This is a genomic window from Nocardia higoensis (assembly GCF_015477835.1).
GTDB classification, from domain to species: domain Bacteria; phylum Actinomycetota; class Actinomycetes; order Mycobacteriales; family Mycobacteriaceae; genus Nocardia; species Nocardia higoensis_A.
This window is the reverse complement of record NZ_JADLQN010000005.1, coordinates 122,091-136,164: the sequence shown is the minus strand read 5'-3', so window position 1 is coordinate 136,164 and position 14,074 is coordinate 122,091. Positions and strand designations below refer to the sequence as shown.

Below are 14,074 nucleotides of genomic sequence, written 5' to 3'. Positions count from 1 at the left end.
CACGGTCCGGCGGCACCGTCCGGACGATCCGACGGCGGGAGGCAGCAGCAATGACCTGGAGAACACCGGCGACATCCGCATCACGGGCCCGCATCGCTCCGGGCCGGTTTCGCGAGCTGGGCCCGGTCAACTGGCTTGTCTGGCAGGTTCTTTCACGCGCCGCGGGCACCAGGGACGCCCAGCTGTTCAGCACCCTGGGTCGCACCAGGGGCCTGTTCCGCGGCTGGCTGCATTTCTCGGGCAAGCTCATGCCCGGCGGCAAGCTCTCGCGCCACGAGTCCGAACTCGTCATCCTCCGCGTCGCGCACCTACGCTCCTGCGATTACGAGACCGACCACCACATCCGCCTGGGCAAGCGCGCGGGCGTCACCCCGGCGATCCTCGAGCAGGTGCGCATCGGCCCCGCCGACCCGGCGTGGTCGGACAAGCGCCGAGCCCTGCTGACCGCGGTCGACCAGCTGGTGACCACCCGCGACATCGACGATGCCGCCTGGGCCGAGCTGTCCACGCACTACGACGAGCGCAGGCTCATCGAGATCGTGCTCCTGGCCAACCAGTACGAGGGCCTGGCCTCGACCATCACCGCACTGCGCATCCAGCGCGACCAGTTCTGACCCGTCCGGTGTCCGGAGGTGATCTCCGCGCGCCGGGAATAACCGTACGATGTACGGTGTACTATGTACGGAGTTCCCGTCATCGGCACCTTGGAGCAGATTTGCAGATCACCGCTACCGCCCTGTCCCTGAACGTCGCGGACCCCGCCGCGTCGGCCCGCTTCGTCACCGAACACTTCGGCTTCACCGAGCAGATGTCCGCCGACGGCTTCATCTCGCTCGCCCGCCCGGACGCGGGAAACCTGATCTTCCTGCGCACCGGGCTGCCCACCTTCAAGCCCGCCGAGATCGCGGGCAGCGCCGGCGAGGGCTTGCTCGTCGTCTTCGTGGTCGAGGACATCGACGCGGAGTACGAGCGGCTGCGCGGCGAAGGCGTCCCGATCGTCACGCCGATCGAGACCGAGGAGTGGGGCGAGCGCTACTCCCAGATGCGCGACCCGAACGGCATCATCTTCCAGCTGGTGCAATGGGTCTGACCGGCCGGCGGCCCACCGGGAATCGCATCCGACACGGGAGTGGTTGCACCGACCATGGAACTCAGCCACGCGATCGAATCGCCCACACCACCAGAGATTACGGTCTGACTACGCTGCGACGACGACCCCGGCCTCGCCATCGTCTCCATCACCGCCGACCGGGCTGAGTACCACACGGCTCTGCACGTCACCACCGACAGCCCGCCTCCCTTCCACGATCACGCAGCGGTGACCGCTCGCGGAACACAAGGCCGTGCTCGACCGGAGCCGAGTGCTGCCGCTCCCTCCCACGGTCCCGGTCGCGCGCCGCCCGGCTCAGCGCAGCTCGCCGGACGATGAGCGGCCAGGGAATTGTGCTTGGCTCAGCGGTCGAACACCGGGCCTCGTGCACCTCGTGAGCGTGCGCGGCCGCCGCGACGTCACGCTCGATGCGAACCTGAGTGGCGGTCTTGGACAGCGGCGCCGCTGCTTCCTGGCCGGCCAGGGTGATTACCGCGCGGCGCTCATCGTGTGTGACGGAGCTCCGCAGCTCGAGGTCGAGGCGATCGAGCTCCTCGCGCAGTTCCTCGCCGCGGGCCGGATCGGGATCGTGGCCGCGACGTGTGGCAGTGACGATCACCTCGGTTCACCCCGAACCGGCAGCACACCGTGGAGCGGGATTGACCGAAGAGGGAACCACAACGCGATCGGACGCGTCCAACCAAATGTCACCACCGATGACACCTGAGGGGGAAGCGATGCGAATACGGATTGCGCTGATGATCGCGGTGGCCGGGATGCTGGCCGCCGTACCGATCACGGTCGTGGCCGCGCCGGCCGCGGCGGCTACGACGATGAACTGCATGTACTCAGGCCCGGTCGTGGGCCACCCTGGAATGCAGTACATCTGCTATGTCCACCACGACGACGGCTCGACGGAGGTCTTCTATGCACCCGGACCCTCAGCCCGACCCTGACCCGGTCGTCCACGTCCTGCAACGCCCGCAGTTCGTGAACCAGGCCGACGGCACCGTGCGCGCCTACTACCCCGGCGACGACTGGCACGTCACCGGCACCAACCGGGCCCACGCGATCAGCCTCCTGCACGCCGAGTTCGACCGACGCATGCAGGACCCCGCCTACGTCGCGGCGCACTGGGAACGCACCCAACGCCACCGCGACGGGCTGGAGACCACACCCGGGTTCGAGGTCAACGAGATCAGCCATGACGACTACCAGCGCCGCATCGACAAGCTCGACACACGACTGCGGGACGTCGACCCACCTGCCTGACCCGACGACAACGGCAGGGGCCACTCACCTCGAGTGGCCCCTGCCGTCGCGTGTGCTCCATGTGCTGGCCGGGCCGTAGCTCCTGGCTGCCGGGTCAGCTGGCGAGATCGAACTGGGCCGACGGACCACCCGGCAGCGTCTGCTCGGCGGTGACGGGCAGGTCGAACAACGTCAGCGACGACGCCGCGGTGACGACGGCGCTCGGCGCGTTGAGACATGCCGAGCAGTAGCCCCGGACGTCCCGATCGGAGTTGTCGCGGCCAAGCGCTACTGTGTCGATGTCAACGACGGCGTGGAGCAGGCTCATCGGTACGCCGGCGCTCTGCGATCACACGCTGCGAAATTCGGACAATACTGTCAAGCGGCCCCGCTACTACCAGCGCGTCGCGGTAGCCCGTACCCTCGCGGCCATGGTGGCAGAGCAGAAGCGGATTCTCCTCGTGCTGGCCACTGGCAGAGGGAGACCATGGTGGCTCGTCAGACGGTCGCCAAGCTGTCCTCGACGGGCGGGTTCAGCTGTTCAGCAATCCCGAGACCGTGACGAAGCGGTACCCCTGGGCGCGCAGATCCTCGACGATGCGGGGGATAGCGGCCAGGGATTCGACGGCGTTGCCGTACATGACATGCAGCAGGATGATCGAACCGGGGCCCGCTTCCCGGACGGCCTGATCAGCGATGGCGTCGGCGGTGGCGGTGACGCCGGAATCCGGTTCCACGTCCCACATGACAGTAGTGCGGTTGTGCTCGGCCAGATAGCGGGGCAGAGTCCAGAGCTTCTTGCCGTAGGGCGGGCGGAAGGTGATCGGGCCCTGGTAACCGATGCCGCGCAGGGCTGCGTCGGTCTTCTCGACCTCCTCGCGCACGGTGCCGGGCGAGACGAAGAGCATGCGGCGGTGGGTATAGGTGTGGTTGCCGAGTTCGTGACCGGCCGCCATGATGGCGCGGGTGTGCTCGGGACCGGCGTCGACATCGCGGCCGTTGAGATAGAAGGTGGCGGGCACGTCGAGGTCGTCGAGTACCCGCAAGACCTCGGGGGTTCGATTGCTGGGGCCATCGTCGAGGGTCAGCGCGATGACCCTCTCGTCTGTCTCCGCCCGGTCCACCAGTTCACCGGCGAGCTGGAACGACCGCGCACTCACCAATTGGTACCCCCCGATCCCCACCACGAGCAGTATACTGACGACGCTGGCCACAACCAGCCACATCCTCTGTCGCATAACCGATTCCATCACATCGCCAGAGCACCACATCACCAGATGTCGAGCAGGCACGATCGGATCAGGGTCGGACGGTATCGCCCTCGACCGTAGCCACACCCCTGAACAGCGCGTCAGCGATCTCGTCGCGACGGCGATCGGCCGCTTCGGCGGCCGCCCGATAGGCATCCACCTGCCTGTTGAAGGTCGCCAGCGCCGCTGCCATGACGTTCTGCTGCTCGACCGCGGGGAACCGCACAGTGGTTTTTCCGAGAACTCTTGCGCTCAAGGAGGGGACCGAATTGACCGAGGCGTGCGACCACATCCATTCGATGACATCGGGCCGCAGCAGCCACTCCAATAGATAATCTGCGGTGATGAGGCGCGGATCGCGAATGCGCAGCCGAGTGAGGTTGGTGGAGATCACCGATCCATCGTGATCATGACCGACAATCGCGCATCTGCCGATCGAGGCCACCCGAACCAGGACCAGGTCGCCGGCACGGACCGTGTATTTGTCCAGCCGCCCCCGCGTGCTGTGTCCGTACGCATGTGCGTCTTCGCCCACAGAGGAAAGTGCCCTGGGCCGAACATTTTTGGGATGCAGGACGCGCATCGGCCCGCGAGGGTCGTACTCGAATTTCAAGGTGCTCGACGGCCCCGACTGGATCTCGCAAAGCTCGCCGAGTGGGCGCTCGCTCCACTGCGGCTGCTCCTCGCGGTCAAGACGGCTGACCTGATGGCGCGACATCTCCTGCCCGATATCCACTACCTGGCGCTCGGCCGCCGCAAAGGCCTCCTCGACTTTGCACACCGTGTTCCACTGCTCGTCGGCCTGTCTTTCCACCGACGTCAAGTAGTGCTGTGGCAGCAAGAAGAACTCCTGTCGGCGGATGGCACCGATGTGCACTGACACCGCCTGACCGCCGGAGGGCAGCGATCGCGCAGAACCGCTGTCGAACTCGTCCGCATCGCGAATCATATGTGCAATCTGCTCGACGCCGACCAAGCGAGGTCGCGATTTCTCGGTCGGCCGCTGCATCATCTTCCGGGCATCGACGAAGACGACCGGTCTCGGCTCGGCCGGACGGCGGAGGATCCACAGTGCGGTGTCCACCGCTGATTTCGGGAAGATCTGCCCGGGCAGCCCGACTATCGCGACGACGGCACCGGACTCCACCAGGCGACGGCGAATCTCGGCTTCCGCCGGGTTCGGGCTGACTCCGGCCGAGGCAGGCATCAAGACGGCCGCGCGTCCGGCTTCGGTCAGCGCCGCGACAGCAGTCTGCACCCAGGCCATATTGTGGTTGTGAACAGGCGGCGTGCCGAACATCCACCCGCCAGGAACACCGCTGTCGGAGAACGGCTGATTGAACGGCGGGTTCACCAGTACGGCGTCGAATGCCGCATCGATCTTCCGGTGCCACGGCCTGCGACCATCGACATCGAACTGCGGCACGGTCCCGTGCACAGCAAGATTCAGTCCTGCCCGGCGCAGGGAGTTCGTGTCACGCCCGGCACCTTGTACGGACACCGACTGCGGTGCCGGGTGACCGCGCAGTACCGCGAGCGGAAGCTCCCCGGCCCGGACAAACAGATCGACTATCGCGGTCACCTCCTCAGGACGCGGGGCGGCGCATTCGGCCATCAGCCTGGCCACTTCCGCGGGAGTGCCGTAGTCACTGCTGTCGGTTGCGGCAATATCCAAGGTCCGGTCCAGGATCGCCTCGAAGCCGCGCACCCCGAGCTTGTCGCAGTCGGCCACCAATGCCGCGACATCGGCAGCACGTGCCGAGCGCAGACGTCCGAGGCTGCTCTCGGCGCCGAACGCGAGCCCATAGGAGCGCAGCGCCTCGTTCGCAGTCCCCACTACCGCGCTCACCAGTTCGGCGGTGGAGTGCCGCCAGCGTCCCGAGACGCGGCTTTTCCAACTGTCCGACGCACACAGCCTCGCGAATACGAGCAAGAGGGCGGCGTCGAGATAGTCCAGCTCCGAAACGCCCGACGCTGCGAACTTGCGACACAGCGGCCCGAGCAGGTCACGGACAGATGCTGCGTGGTCCGTGCCGTTCTCGTAGTCGTCGACAATCTGCCTGCGTGCCCGCAGCGCCTGCCGGAAGCGATCTCCATAGGTGGTCTCGAGCGGCTCGCCGGACCGACGCTGCGCCGAGCGGACTGGCCGATTATCGAGCCATCTGGCCATTTCAGAGGCGGCATAGAGTTCGCGCCCGTCAGCATGCTCCACCGGAGACGGGAAGTCGGCATGACGCTTCTTCCAGTTGCTACAGGTGGGCTTCGGTACGCCGATCGCCTTGGCGATGTCGGACAGCCGTACATGGCGGTCCGGAAACGCCTCGGCGGTACGTTCGGGGTGGTTCATCGGTTCACCAATCTTCATCTCGTTGAAAGGCTCGGCGTCGAAGCGCTACAGAACCAGCTGCGCCACCGAGATCGATGTCACCACAACCGATGTCACCACCACGGCCGCAACCAGAGCTGCGACTGTCACGGTGAGTTGCAAGGTTTCGCGCCACGACCAGTGCGGACTGCTCAACCGGGCGTGCCAGCGATCGAACAGGTCGCGGTTGTCCACCGGCGGCGTGGCATGGCGAATGCCGGCCAGGCAGAACTCCGCGCCACATCCGCAGATCGGATGCGCGCGGCAGTCCTCGGTGCCCGACTCGTGGTCGTTGTTCGGATCGCGGGGATCGCTGTTCTTTGGCCCCATAGTCATCAAATCTCCTGCGTTACAGCGCTTCTGACCCCACGAAGGCTAGCAGCACACTCCCCTTACAGCTAGTTGTCAGTTGTCATCCAACTGTCGGAGTGGACTAAGGTTTACATCGACAGCACGACGCTTGATCGACATAATGGCTGGTAGATCCAGCCATGGACGCACCCCCAAAGATGCCCGCGGCTGCAGTCTGGAAATCGCGCACAAACAGTGCGCATTTCCTTGTGTCGACACGCTCCGGCACCGATCGCGAGAAGCGTCCTCGACTCAGGAACGACAAAGGCGCCCTGTCCGCTACGGGACAGGGCGCCTACCTCCTGTGGTGAACTCAGAAGTTGATCATGTGCCCGGCCAGGCCGTGGATGGCCTCCTGCAGCGCCTCGCTCAGCGTCGGGTGGGTGTGCACGTTGCGGGCGAGTTCGTTGACGGTGAGGTCCCACTTCTGGGCCAGCGTCAGCTCCGGCAGCAACTCGGAGGCGTCGGGGCCGATGAGGTGGCCGCCGAGCAGCTCGCCGTAGCGATTGTCGGCGATCAGCTTGACGAAGCCGGTGGTATCGCCGAGGCCGTGCGCCTTGCCGTTGGCGGTGAACGGGAAGGTCGCGACCTTCACCTCGTAGCCCTCGGCGCGGGCCTGCTCCTCGGTGAGGCCGAAGCTGGCCACCTGCGGCTGACAGAAGGTGGCGCGCGGCATCATCCGGTAGTCGCCGAAAGCCATCGTCTCCGCGCCGGCGATGGTCTCGGCGGCGACCACGCCCATCGCCTCGGCCACGTGCGCGAGCTGCAACTTCGCGGTGACGTCGCCGATGGCGTAGATGTGCCCCACATTGGTGCGCATGTAGTCGTCGATGGCGATGGCGCCGCGCTCGGTCAGCGCCACACCGGTGTTCTCCAGGCCGAAGCCCTCCACACGTGGGGCGAAGCCGACCGCCTGCAGCACCTTGTCCACGGTGACGGTCTCGACCGCACCGGACTTGTTGTCCTTGATGGCGACGGTGACCTTGGCGCCGTCGTCGTCGATGGACTGCACGGCCGCACCGGTGGTGATGGTGATGCCGAGCTTCTTGTATGCCTTGGTGATCTCCTTGGAGATGTCGGCGTCCTCGTTGGGCAGCGCGCGGTCGAGGAATTCCACGATCCGCACGTCCACGCCGTAGTTCTTCAGGACGTAGCCGAACTCCATGCCGATCGCGCCCGCGCCGACGATGAGGATGGAGCCGGGCAGGTCACGGGTGAGGATCTGCTCCTCGTAGGTGACCACGTTCTTGCTCAGCGAGGTGCCGGGCAGCAGCTTGGTGACGGCGCCGGTGGCGATGATGGCGTTGTCGAAGGTGATCGACTCCGTCCCGCCCTTGGTCAGCTCGACCGAGAGGGTGTTCGCGTCGGTGAAACTGCCCCTTCCGTCGTATTCGTCGATCTTGTTCTTCTTCATCAGGAAGTGGACGCCCTTGACCCGGCCGTCGGCGACCTTACGGCTGCGGTCGAACGCCGCGCCGAAGTCGAAGCCGACGTCGCCGGAGATTCCGAACGTCTTGGCTTCCTTGTGGAAGATATGGGCCAGCTCCGCATTGCGCAGCAGCGCCTTCGACGGGATGCAGCCCACGTTCAGGCACACACCACCCCAGTATTTCTGCTCGACAATCGCTGTTCGCAGGCCGAGTTGAGCGGCGCGGATCGCGGCGACGTACCCGCCGGGACCAGCACCGAGAACGACGACATCGTAGTGGGAAGTCACGGCATCGAGCCTAACTCCGCCGCCCGGAGTTCACCCACCGCGCCCCCGCATCGGTGAGATACCGGACACAGCGCGCGCCACGGACGAGCACGCCCCGAACGACAGCACACGACGTCAGTTATGCAGCTCGGCTATCACTGCGCGGGGCAACCGGGCCAGACCTCTTCGGCGACGCGGCGGAAGTTGCCGCCGAAGACCGCGTCGAGGTCATCGGAATCGAAGCCGCGCCCGGCCAGTACCTCATGCAGCCCCGGCCCGTGCCCCGAGCCGATCAGGTCCTCCGGCGCGACCCACTGCAGCGGGCCCCAACGGGTATAGACCTCGGAGAACGCACCGGGATTGCCGAACAGCTCGGCATTGAAGTCCTCGGCGTCGAAGGAGTGGTCCGAGCCGACGCCGATGTGCTCGATGCCGAGCAATTCGGCGCCGTACTCGATCTGATCCGCCATCGCCTCGATCCGTTCGGCGCGCTGCTTCGGCCCGTTCACGCCGAGGAAGATGCCCACGCCGTTGACGCCGACGACACCACCGGTTCGGGCGCATGCGCGGGCCTGCTCGTCGGTGATGTTGCGCGGATGCTCCCACAGCGCGGCAAAATTCGAATGGCTGTAGATCATCGGGACGCGCGTGTGCTCGGCCAACTCGAGGCCGGTGCGGCGGGAGCAGTGCGAGCCGTCGGCGAAGACCCCCGCCTCGTTGAGCGCGCGCACCAGGTCGACCCCATACTTCGTGAGTCCGGTGTCGACGGCGTCGAGGCAGCCGCCACCCGCGGCGTTGGCGTGGTTGTAGGCGGGCAGCAGGGAACGCACGCCCAAGTCGCGGAAGCGCGCGACATTGTCCAGATCGCCACCGAGCGGGCCGGCGTCCTCGAGGTCGAAGGCCAGCGCGATGCGGTCCGGTCGCTCGATATCGGCGACCGCGGCCACATCGTCGAGACCGTGCACCAGCCGGAACCGGCCGTCCTCGCGCGCCGCGCCGCGGAAGGCGTGCAGCAGTTCGAGCGTGTCGGCGGTCGACTGCCGGGAGTAGCCGACATTGACCGACAGGTACGAGCCGAGCGGATAACGAGCCAGTTCGGCGAGGTCGGCGCGCGGCGACAACGGCAGGCAGCAGTGCTGTTCCCAGAGAAAGGGCGCCAACGCCTGGGCTCCTGTTCGCTCGTGTGGAGTTCGATCCTATTGAGCCGCAGCTGTTGTCCCGCGCGGGCACGGGCGAACACCGGGCATCCGTCGCGCCCGGCGCGCGGCCCGCATCGGCCGACCGCGCACGCACCCGCCGATCGGCTCGGAGACAATGTGGGCATGAGCGGCGTGGAGCACAACGTAACCGACCCGTATTTGTGGCTCGAGGAAGTGACCGACGAGCGCGCTTTGGACTGGGCCAGAGCCCACAACGAGGTGGTCGCGCAGCGCTTCGCGGCCACCGACCGGTTCGGCAGGCTCGAACAGCGCATTCTCGACATGCTCGACACCGATACCAAGATCGCCTACCCCGGCCGGCGCGGCCGGTGGCTGTACAACTTCTGGCGCGATGCCGACCACCCTCGCGGACTGTGGCGGCGCACCACCTTCGAGGAGTACGCGCGTCCCACACCCCAGTGGGATGTGCTCATCGATCTGGACGCACTGGCCGATGCCGAGGACGAGAACTGGGTGTGGGGCGGGGCGGCCGTGCTGCGCCCCCAGCAACATCGCGCGCTGATCAGCCTGTCGCGCGGCGGCGCGGACGCCAAGGTGGTGCGTGAATTCGACATCGAGACCCGGCGGTTCATCCCGGCCGAGGAAGGCGGTTACGTCCTGCCGGAGGCCAAGTCGGAGATCCGCTGGATCGACATCGACCAGGTGTACGTCGGGACCGACTTCGGGCCGGGGTCGCTGACGGACTCGGGTTACCCGCGCGTCGCCAAGCGCTGGACGCGCGGCACCGACCTGGCGCGGGCCGACGTCGTCTTCGAAGGCGAGCCGGGCGATGTCGCGGTGTCGGCGGGCTACGACCGCACCCCCGGCTACGAGCGGCATTTCGTCGGCCGCGCCACCGACTTCTTCAACGAAGAGGTCTACCTGATCGACCCCGACGGCACCCCGCGACTGCTGGACGTGCCGACCGATGCCAGCGAATCCTGGTACAAGGACTGGCTGCTGGTGCGCTTGCGCTCACCGTGGGAGGTCGGCGGGCGGACGTACCCGACCGGCGCGCTGCTGGCCACCGACTTCGAGCGCTTCCTCGCCGGGGAACGCGAATTCCAGGTGCTGTTCACCCCCGACGCCCACACCTCCCTGCACGGCTACGGCTGGACCGAGAACCACCTGTTGCTGATCACCCTGCAGGACGTACAGACCAAGCTGCACGTGCTCACCCCGGGCGACTGGACGATCGAACCGCTGGCCGACGCCCCGCCGATGGCCACCACCAGCGTCATCAACCTCGACCCGCTCGAGGGCGGCGACGAGTTCATGCTCACGACGAGCGGTTTCACCACCCCGGCGACCCTGCTGGCCGGCTCGGTGGGCGGTCCGACCACCATGCTGAAGCAGGAGCCGCAGTTCTTCGACGCCGAGGGCGTCGAGACCGAGCAGTTCTTCGCCACCTCCGACGACGGCACGCAGGTTCCCTACTTCGTGATCCGCCACCGGGACCGCCGCGGCACCCCCGGCCCCACCGTCATGTCCGGCTACGGCGGCTTCGAGGTGTCCCGCACCCCCGCCTACAGCGGCGCGTCCGGCATGGGCTGGCTCGAGCGCGGCGGCACCTGGGTGATGACCAATATCCGCGGCGGCGGCGAGTACGGCCCCGAGTGGCACACTTCCGCGCAGAAGGAGCACCGGCATCGCGTCTACGAGGATTTCGCGTCCGTGGCACGGGATCTGGTGGCGCGCGGCATCACCACCCCCGACCTGCTCGGCGCGGTCGGCGGCAGCAACGGCGGCCTGCTCATGGGCGTCATGCTCACCCGCTACCCGGAACTGTTCGGCGCCATCGTCTGCCAGGTGCCGCTGCTGGACATGAAGCGCTACCACCTGCTGCTGGCGGGCGCGTCCTGGATGGCCGAGTACGGCGACCCGGACAAGCCGGAGGAATGGGCCTACATCAGCGAGTACTCGCCGTATCAGAATGTGCGCGCCGACGCCGAGTACCCGCCGATCCTGCTCACCACCTCCACCCGCGACGACCGCGTGCACCCCGGCCACGCCCGCAAGATGGCCGCGCTGCTCGAGGAGCAGGGCCACACCTTCTGGTACCACGAGAACATCGAGGGTGGTCACGGCGGCGCGGCCGACAATAAGCAGATGGCGTTCCAGGCCGCGCTGATCTACGAGTTCTTCACCCAGATGCTGATGGGGGCCTGAGCGGCGCGGGACCGTCTGCTCAGCGGTCCCGCAGCCATTTCTCGATCCGGTCGACGGTGCCGGCCGGGTCGGGGATCCAGCCGTTGTGCCCCAGCCGCTTCGGCTCGTGCCAGGTGGTGACCTCGGCGTCTGGCATCTTGGCCAGCAGGTGCCGCGCCGAGGTCGGCGGGGTCAGCTCGTCGCCCTCCATGGTCACCGACAGGATCGGCAGTTTCAGCCGGGAAATGCGCTCCTCGTAGTCGATATCGGCGCCGACCGGAACGAACCGGCCGGTGCGTGACAGCCGCGCCCAGTCCGAGATCAGCACCTTCGACTGCGGGCCGAAACCGCCCACGTCGATCTTGTGTCCCGGCCAGAAGCCGACCAGGCTCGCGGTCAGGGTGGCGGCGGTCGCGCCGAACAGCAGGCCGGGACCGGCCAGTCCGCGGTAGCCGCGGTAGTAGGGGGTGCCGGAGGCGATGAGGATGAGCCCGCCGAGCCTGCCGCGCACCCGCGCCGCGTACATCACCGACAGCTGCCCGCCCATGCTGTGACCGAGCAGATACGGCGTGCTGTCGGGGAATTCCTCCCGCACCACGCCGAAGATCGCCGGGAAATCGATCGAGACGAGTTCGTGGTAGCCGTAGGTGCTCGCGGGGCCGGGGCGGGGCGTGCTGTCGCCGTTGCCGCGGAGTTCGCCGATGGCGACGTCGAACCCGCGCGCCGCGAGTTGACGGGCGAAGTATTCGTAGTAGGCGCCGGGCACGCCGAGGCCCGGCATGATCACGATCACCGGGCGGGGCGTGTCGAGGGTGACCGGATGCCGATGACTGCCCTCGGCCGGGATCAGCCGCACCGGAATGCTGCTGCCGTCCGGCATCTGGATGGGAACGGTCCGCATTCGCGCAGGGTACTCCCGTGCCCGCCGTGCCGGGGCGCGTTGCGGCTCAGGCGCGCACAGCCCCCATGATGACCCGGCCGAGCACCCGGATCACATCGTCGAGTGGCGGGCGGGGATCGGCCCCGCTCCACGAATCGACCACATAGTTGACCGCGCCGATGATCGCCAGCACCCGCATCTCGTAGTCGCCGGGCGGGATCTCTCCCTGCAGGGCGGCGTCCTCGGTCGCGCTCGCCAGCAGCGCGCCCCACATGCGACGTAGGTCGAGACGGAACTTCTCCACCTTCGGTCCGGCACCGACCACTTCGACCAGCGCGACACGCGCCTTGCGCGGATCGGACCCGATGGTCTCGATGTAGGCGCGCACCGCCGCGTCCAGCCGCTGCAGCGCGGTCGCGGAAGCGTTGCCCTCCAGGGCGGCGGTCACGGCGTCGCGCGACTCCTTGTCGATCTGCTCGTACAGCTCGAGCAGCAGGGATTCGCGGCCGGTGAACTCCTCGTAGAACTGCCGCGAGGACAGCCCGGCGTCCTTGCAGATGGCGCCCACCGAACTGTTGGCGTAGCCGTCGCGCGAGAAGACCGTCAGTCCTGATTCCAGAAAACGCGCACGCCGCTGGCGTTGCCGGTCCTCTACGGGTTGCCCGGCATACATTCGTCCCGTATTCGCATCCTGTGACATTGGGCCAGACAATACCGAAGGGCCCGATCCCCTCGTCATGGATCGGGCCCTTCGTTCCAACGTCCGACTCACCGCGCGTTAGCCGAAAGTTGTCTCGCACCGGCTGATCGGTCGTCGGGTGACTTCTCGGCCGGCAAGGATGGACAGTTGCCGCCGCACGATCCGGGGCGGGCAGCAGACTTCCCGACCAAGCGGCGGCGACCGAGCGGTGCGACGAATCGTCACCACCTGTTTGCCGAGGGGGACGATACCGACTGCCCCGCGACCGGGAAAGACTTAGCCGGAGTTTTCTAGAATTTTTTCCTCCGCGGCCATCCGCGCGTCATCGGCATGGGCGGCGGGCAAATCGGGCAGCCGAGTCCTACTGTCGACCCATGAGGGCCCTCCGATGCTGACCGCGCTCCTGTACGGACTCGGTGCCGCGGTGCCGCTGCTGATCGGAGCGGCTGTCGGACTGCGTTGGACACTGCCGAAAGCGGGACTGGGCGCGCTCATGGCGTTCGGCGCGGGCACCATGATCGCCGCGGTCTCCATGGAGCTGTTCGAACCCGCTTTCCGGCGGACCGGCGTGTGGATCTCGGGTGCCGCGTTGTTGCTGGGCGCCGCCTTCTACGTGGTGGCCGATCGGCTGATCGAGACGAGACTCGGCCCGGCGACCATCGGCTGGGCGCTGTTGCTCGGCGCAGTGCTCGACGGCATACCGGAGAGCACCGCGCTGGGCGTCTCCCTCGGCCCCGGTACCGGAATCGCACTGCTGGTCGCCATCGCCGTCGGCAATGTGCCCGAGGCGATCGGCGGCGCGGCGCTGATGCGCGAGCGCTCGCAGACTTCCACCGCCACCGTTCTGTGGTTCTGGGCCGCCATCACCGCCGCGCTGGTCGCTGTGACGGTGCTGGGACACGCGCTCTCCGAATCGATCACCGGAACCCACGTCGGCACCGTTCAGGCTTTCGCCGGCGGCGCGACCATCGCGGTGCTGGCCGATTCGCTGATGCCGGAGGCCTATCGGGAAGGCGGTTGGTGGATCGGAATGGCCACCGCGGCCGGATTTCTACTCTCCTTCGTGTTGGCGGATTGAGTGGACACGCGGATGCGCGGTTCCCCCGTGGGTGGCGGTATCGACGCCCGTGGAATACGCTTTCGC

The 14,074-nt window shown here is 67.2% G+C and carries 15 protein-coding genes; 7 read left to right on the top strand and 8 right to left on the bottom strand.

All coding sequences use genetic code 11. From position 1 onward, the window contains the following. Window positions 1-50 precede the first annotated feature (50 nt). The 5 genes from IU449_RS23260 to IU449_RS23240 all read left to right on the top strand — a co-directional run bounded on the left by IU449_RS23260 (window position 51) and on the right by IU449_RS23240 (window position 2,362). Entirely contained in the window at window positions 51-614 is a 564-nt protein-coding gene (locus IU449_RS23260) for a carboxymuconolactone decarboxylase family protein (protein WP_195004274.1), read from the top strand. A 101-nt stretch (window positions 615-715) separates the two neighbouring features. Then, a complete protein-coding gene (locus IU449_RS23255; RefSeq protein ID WP_195004273.1) occupies window positions 716-1,090 on the top strand; it encodes a VOC family protein in 375 nt (124 codons plus the stop codon). A gap of 394 nt (window positions 1,091-1,484) precedes the next feature. After that, window positions 1,485-1,817, top strand: coding sequence for a hypothetical protein (locus IU449_RS23250; protein WP_195004272.1), 333 nt, complete (start codon window positions 1,485-1,487; stop codon window positions 1,815-1,817). A gap of 10 nt (window positions 1,818-1,827) precedes the next feature. Further along, window positions 1,828-2,046, top strand: coding sequence for a hypothetical protein (locus IU449_RS23245; RefSeq protein ID WP_195004271.1), 219 nt, complete (start codon window positions 1,828-1,830; stop codon window positions 2,044-2,046). After that, window positions 2,018-2,362 (top strand): hypothetical protein, encoded by a 345-nt coding sequence (locus IU449_RS23240; protein WP_195004270.1) that lies wholly within the window; start codon window positions 2,018-2,020, stop codon window positions 2,360-2,362. The genes IU449_RS23245 and IU449_RS23240 overlap by 29 nt, the downstream gene beginning before the upstream one ends. A gap of 94 nt (window positions 2,363-2,456) precedes the next feature. On the opposite strand, the gene IU449_RS23235 is transcribed toward IU449_RS23240, so the two are convergent. From IU449_RS23235 to IU449_RS23210, 6 genes are all read right to left on the bottom strand, one after another. Continuing rightward, window positions 2,457-2,669, bottom strand: coding sequence for a hypothetical protein (locus tag IU449_RS23235; protein ID WP_195004269.1), 213 nt, complete (start codon window positions 2,667-2,669; stop codon window positions 2,457-2,459). A gap of 205 nt (window positions 2,670-2,874) precedes the next feature. Beyond that, entirely contained in the window at window positions 2,875-3,579 is a 705-nt protein-coding gene (locus IU449_RS23230) for a polysaccharide deacetylase family protein (protein ID WP_195004268.1), read from the bottom strand. 61 nt (window positions 3,580-3,640) lie between these two features. Further along, window positions 3,641-5,956 (bottom strand): N-6 DNA methylase, encoded by a 2,316-nt coding sequence (locus tag IU449_RS23225; protein WP_195004267.1) that lies wholly within the window; start codon window positions 5,954-5,956, stop codon window positions 3,641-3,643. A gap of 27 nt (window positions 5,957-5,983) precedes the next feature. Beyond that, complete coding sequence (locus IU449_RS23220; RefSeq protein ID WP_195004266.1) at window positions 5,984-6,292, bottom strand: hypothetical protein; 309 nt, start codon at window positions 6,290-6,292, stop codon at window positions 5,984-5,986. 328 nt (window positions 6,293-6,620) lie between these two features. After that, on the bottom strand, window positions 6,621-8,024 hold the full coding sequence (lpdA, locus tag IU449_RS23215; protein WP_195004265.1) for a dihydrolipoyl dehydrogenase: 1,404 nt from the start codon (window positions 8,022-8,024) through the stop codon (window positions 6,621-6,623). Between the two features lie 134 nt (window positions 8,025-8,158). After that, complete coding sequence (locus IU449_RS23210) at window positions 8,159-9,163, bottom strand: dipeptidase (RefSeq protein WP_195004264.1); 1,005 nt, start codon at window positions 9,161-9,163, stop codon at window positions 8,159-8,161. Between the two features lie 162 nt (window positions 9,164-9,325). Here IU449_RS23210 and IU449_RS23205 point away from each other — a divergent pair, with 162 nt between their 5' ends. Then, entirely contained in the window at window positions 9,326-11,371 is a 2,046-nt protein-coding gene (locus IU449_RS23205; protein WP_195004263.1) for a prolyl oligopeptidase family serine peptidase, read from the top strand. A gap of 19 nt (window positions 11,372-11,390) precedes the next feature. On the opposite strand, the gene IU449_RS23200 is transcribed toward IU449_RS23205, so the two are convergent. Next, the gene (locus IU449_RS23200) at window positions 11,391-12,251 is read right to left on the bottom strand and encodes an alpha/beta fold hydrolase (RefSeq protein ID WP_195004262.1); all 861 of its coding nucleotides are present in this window, start codon (window positions 12,249-12,251) and stop codon (window positions 11,391-11,393) included. 46 nt (window positions 12,252-12,297) lie between these two features. After that, the gene (locus IU449_RS23195; protein WP_228805574.1) at window positions 12,298-12,930 is read right to left on the bottom strand and encodes a TetR/AcrR family transcriptional regulator; all 633 of its coding nucleotides are present in this window, start codon (window positions 12,928-12,930) and stop codon (window positions 12,298-12,300) included. A gap of 388 nt (window positions 12,931-13,318) precedes the next feature. On the opposite strand from IU449_RS23195, the gene IU449_RS23190 reads away from it, so the two are divergent. Continuing rightward, window positions 13,319-14,008 (top strand): ZIP family metal transporter, encoded by a 690-nt coding sequence (locus IU449_RS23190; RefSeq protein ID WP_195004261.1) that lies wholly within the window; start codon window positions 13,319-13,321, stop codon window positions 14,006-14,008. The last annotated feature ends 66 nt before the right edge of the window (window positions 14,009-14,074 follow it).

Bases quoted from the DNA above. Each gene is read 5' to 3' on its own strand.
- IU449_RS23245 (WP_195004271.1), top strand. From the start codon at position 1,828: ATGCGAATACGGATTGCGCTGATGATCGCGGTGGCCGGGATGCTGGCC.
- IU449_RS23225 (WP_195004267.1), bottom strand. From the start codon at position 5,956: ATGAAGATTGGTGAACCGATGAACCACCCCGAACGTACCGCCGAGGCG.
- IU449_RS23195 (WP_228805574.1), bottom strand. From the start codon at position 12,930: ATGTCACAGGATGCGAATACGGGACGAATGTATGCCGGGCAACCCGTA.
- IU449_RS23205 (WP_195004263.1), top strand. From the start codon at position 9,326: ATGAGCGGCGTGGAGCACAACGTAACCGACCCGTATTTGTGGCTCGAG.
- IU449_RS23240 (WP_195004270.1), top strand. From the start codon at position 2,018: ATGCACCCGGACCCTCAGCCCGACCCTGACCCGGTCGTCCACGTCCTG.
- IU449_RS23200 (WP_195004262.1), bottom strand. From the start codon at position 12,251: ATGCGGACCGTTCCCATCCAGATGCCGGACGGCAGCAGCATTCCGGTG.
- IU449_RS23230 (WP_195004268.1), bottom strand. From the start codon at position 3,579: ATGCGACAGAGGATGTGGCTGGTTGTGGCCAGCGTCGTCAGTATACTG.
- IU449_RS23235 (WP_195004269.1), bottom strand. From the start codon at position 2,669: ATGAGCCTGCTCCACGCCGTCGTTGACATCGACACAGTAGCGCTTGGC.
- IU449_RS23220 (WP_195004266.1), bottom strand. From the start codon at position 6,292: ATGACTATGGGGCCAAAGAACAGCGATCCCCGCGATCCGAACAACGAC.
- IU449_RS23190 (WP_195004261.1), top strand. From the start codon at position 13,319: ATGCTGACCGCGCTCCTGTACGGACTCGGTGCCGCGGTGCCGCTGCTG.
- IU449_RS23260 (WP_195004274.1), top strand. From the start codon at position 51: ATGACCTGGAGAACACCGGCGACATCCGCATCACGGGCCCGCATCGCT.